6 protein-coding genes are annotated in these 3,482 nt (G+C 55.8%); all 6 read left to right on the forward strand.

Annotated elements, in window-relative coordinates:
* Window positions 1–78 precede the first annotated feature (78 nt).
* The 6 genes from EGI20_RS16575 (at window position 79) to EGI20_RS16600 (ending at window position 3,466) form a co-directional block, all read left to right on the forward strand.
* Window positions 79–414 (forward strand): transposase, encoded by a 336-nt coding sequence (locus EGI20_RS16575; protein ID WP_498632797.1) that lies wholly within the window; start codon window positions 79–81, stop codon window positions 412–414.
* A 174-nt stretch (window positions 415–588) separates the two neighbouring features.
* Window positions 589–1,935 carry an IS110 family RNA-guided transposase gene (locus EGI20_RS16580; RefSeq protein ID WP_498632799.1) on the forward strand — a complete coding sequence of 449 codons (1,347 nt, stop codon included), beginning with the start codon at window positions 589–591 and terminating at the stop codon, window positions 1,933–1,935.
* A 131-nt stretch (window positions 1,936–2,066) separates the two neighbouring features.
* On the forward strand, window positions 2,067–2,372 hold the full coding sequence (locus EGI20_RS16585; protein WP_498632801.1) for a transposase: 306 nt from the start codon (window positions 2,067–2,069) through the stop codon (window positions 2,370–2,372).
* Window positions 2,350–2,697, forward strand: a complete 348-nt coding sequence (locus EGI20_RS16590) for a transposase (protein ID WP_498632803.1) — start codon at window positions 2,350–2,352, stop codon at window positions 2,695–2,697. The genes EGI20_RS16585 and EGI20_RS16590 overlap by 23 nt, the downstream gene beginning before the upstream one ends.
* Window positions 2,698–2,829, forward strand: coding sequence for a hypothetical protein (locus tag EGI20_RS16595; protein WP_498632805.1), 132 nt, complete (start codon window positions 2,698–2,700; stop codon window positions 2,827–2,829).
* Between the two features lie 316 nt (window positions 2,830–3,145).
* Window positions 3,146–3,466, forward strand: coding sequence for a transposase (locus EGI20_RS16600; RefSeq protein WP_498632807.1), 321 nt, complete (start codon window positions 3,146–3,148; stop codon window positions 3,464–3,466).
* Window positions 3,467–3,482 lie beyond the last annotated feature (16 nt).

Below are 3,482 nucleotides of genomic sequence, written 5' to 3' on the forward strand. Positions count from 1 at the left end.
AACTCTCGGGTGATATGAGGTAGCCTGAGTTCTGTAGACACGCCTGTTTGGTAAACTTTGAGCGAACAGGAGTGAGAAATGAGCAAGAGAGTAACGCAAAGCTATGCGCCGGAATTCCGGGCGGAAGCGATCAAGCTGGTGCTTGAGCAAGGATTCTCGGCGGTCGAGGCTGCTGCGCGACTGAACATGAATCAGGGCACGCTGGCGTATTGGGTAACGCAAGCGCGTAAGGCAGGCAAAACCAGCTCCGCCAAGGCAGGAACGCCCAGCGCGTCTGATCTGATGGCCGAGGTTCGGCAATTGCGTAAAGAACTGGCCGAAGCCCGGATGGAACGTGACATTCTAAAAAACCGCCTATGGGGCCGTAACGCCCCCTCCCGCAGTACAGAAACTCCCCGCGATTACCTACACTGAAGCAACCGTTGCGAGCGGCCGTTTGCTTTTTGGTGGTCTTTCCCCGTTAAAAAACATGGTCCAGGGATGCCTGCGGACTCGACAGTGGTGACCTCTTTGCAGGATCCCGGTTAGGAAGGTGAACAATTCCGCCATCCCGCGCTTCGGCTTACGTTGTCTTGCCGGAGAATCATCATGCCCACCCGTCCAGCTGCAGCTGAATTGACCATCGTCCACCCGAATGCCGCCGGTATCGACATCGGCGCACAATTTCACGTCGTCGCAGTATCGCCTGAACGCGACGAGCAGCCAGTACGCTCCTTCCGTAGTTTCACCCAGGATCTTCACGCGCTGGCCACCTGGCTCAAGCAAGTCGGCATCAGCACGGTAGCGATGGAGTCAACAGGGGTGTACTGGATTCCTGCTTACGAAATATTGGAAGCACATGGCTTTGAAGTCTTCCTGGTCAACGCACGGGAGGCGAAGAATGTCCCCGGTCGCAAGACCGATGTGAATGATGCCCAATGGCTGCAAAAGCTGCATCAGTTCGGGCTGTTACGGGCCAGCTTCCAGCCGCGCCAGGATCTGACGGCGCTCCGCGCCTACCTGCGTCAGCGTGAACGCTTGCTGGAATATGCCGTCGCCCACATCCAGCACATGCAGAAAGCGTTGATGCAGATGAACCTGCAGTTGCAACACGTGGTAACTGACATGACAGGTGCTACCGGGATGCACATCATCCGCGCCATCCTCGCCGGGGAGCGCCGGCCGGAGATCTTGGCCAGCTATCGGGATATCCGCTGTAAAGCTTCCGAGGAAACGATTCGCCAAGCACTGATCGGCCACTACCGGCCTGAGCACCTCTTCGCCTTGCAGCAGGCGGTCACCCTGTATGACTGTTACCAGGAGCAGGTCGCGCTGTGTGATCAGCATATCGAGCAGGTACTCCATGGCTTGGCTATCTGTCACACCGCACCACCCAAAGCCAGGCATCGCTACACGCGGCAACATAATGGCTTCGCCTTTGATGCCCGTGCCGCCCTGTATGCCATGCTGGGGCAGGATCTGACCCAGATTCATGGCATGGGTCCCTACCTGGCGTTAAAGCTGGTGGCAGAATGTGGCAACGACATGACGCGCTGGCCGAGTGCCAAGCACTTCACTTCCTGGCTCTGTCTGGCGCCAGGCAACAAGATCTCGGGTGGTAAAGTGCTATCGAGTAAAACCCGCCGTTCCTCCAGTCGCGCTGCCGTCGCATTGCGACTGGCCGCCACTACAATTGGCAAAACCCAAACAGCGCTGGGGGCGTTCTACCGGAGGATCTCTGCCAGAATTGGAAAGGCCAAAGCGGTGACCGCGACCGCCCGCAAAATTGCGGTACTGTTCTACCACGCGCTGCGCTATGGCATGAACTATGCCGATTCTGGTGCGGACTACTATGAAGCGCGCTACCACGAGCGAGTGCTCAAACAACTGACCCATCGTGCAGCATCACTGGGCTATGCGCTGCAAGCCTTACCTGAATCGGAGGGAGTTTCTTAGGAAGCGACGGCGTACTTTGCCAGGGAGTCACTGCCCGGTACGCGTTCGTGAAGCAATGGCGATCTTAGAAGCTGTCTTGAAAAGCGAACTGCGAGAGAATCAAGCCCCCTGAGCATGAAATGTGACTTAGATTGACCTACCAGACGGATCTAAGCGAACAACAATGGCACCGCATTGCCCACCATTTTGAGGTGGCGAGCGGCCGCGGACGGCCTCCCAAACACGACAAGCGGCAGATTGTGAATGCAATTCTCTATCTCACAAAAAGCGGCTGTCAGTGGCGGATGTTGCCCATGGATTTCCCACCCTGGCAGACGGTGTACGATCATTTCAGCCGCTGGAACAAGCGAGGAGTCTGGGAGCGCGCACTGGATGAACTGACGCGCGCTCATCGCTGCCAGAGAAAAAAAGTCCATGCCAAGCTATGGCATCGTTGACTCACAGAGCGTCAAGACCGTGACCGCAAGTGAAGAGATTGGCATCGACGGGGGCAAAAAAACCAAGGGGCGAAAACGGCACATCGTGGTGGATATTATGGGTAATTTGCTCCATGTGCAGGTTCATGCGGCCAACGTACACGACACCAAAGGTGCGCCATCCCTGTTGGCACGAACAGTCGAGAAATGGCCGACGCTGCAAGCCTTCTCAGCTGATGCGGGATACCGCGGTACGACATTGAAATTTGTACAGGAGGTGTTGAAGCGGCAATGTCACATCTCCACCAAGATCAAGGATGGCTTTGCCGTGTTACCGAAGCGATGAGTGGTGGAGCGGACATTTGCCTGGCTGGGCAACTTCCGGCGACTGGCCAAGGATGTCGAGGTACTGACGGCGACGGCCGAGAATTTCGTGCGCGTCGCCATGATCAAAATGACGCTTGCCAAGTTGCGATAGGCATTAACCAGACAGCTTCTTAATGCTGGTTGACATTTAAGTCTTTTTGGCTGACGCACGGGGGCGGTACCCAAGTCTTGAGTGAGTCATTCCGAAATAATGCGGATTGGCAAGTGCTGAAAAAGTGCGATTAAAGTGCTGAAAAAGCGCGTAAATAGAAACGGCAGCAAACGATTCTAGACGGTTGGTAATGCCCTGAAACGCTTGCTGCTATTGCGTTTCAGGCCGTCTATTGTCGTTTGCTGCCGTTTGGTGAGGTAGCCTGAGTTCTGTAGACACGCCTGTTTGGTAAACTTTGAGCGAACAGGGGTGAGAAATGAGCAAGAGAGTAACGCAAAGCTATGCGCCGGAATTCCGGGCGGAAGCGATCAAGCTGGTGCTTGAGCAAGGATTCTCGGCGGTCGAGGCTGCTGCGCGACTGAACATGAATCATGGCACGCTGGCGTATTGGGTAACGCAAGCGCGTAAGGCAGGCAAAACCAGCTCCGCCAAGGCAGGAACGCCCAGCGCGTCTGATCTGATGGCCGAGGTTCGGCAATTGCGTAAAGAACTGGCCGAAGCGCGGATGGAACGTGACATTCTAAAAAAAGCGACGGCGTACTTTGCCAGGGAGTCACTGCCCGGTACGCGTTCGTGAAGCAATGGCAATCTTA

Source organism: Aquitalea sp. S1-19 (assembly GCF_024343515.1).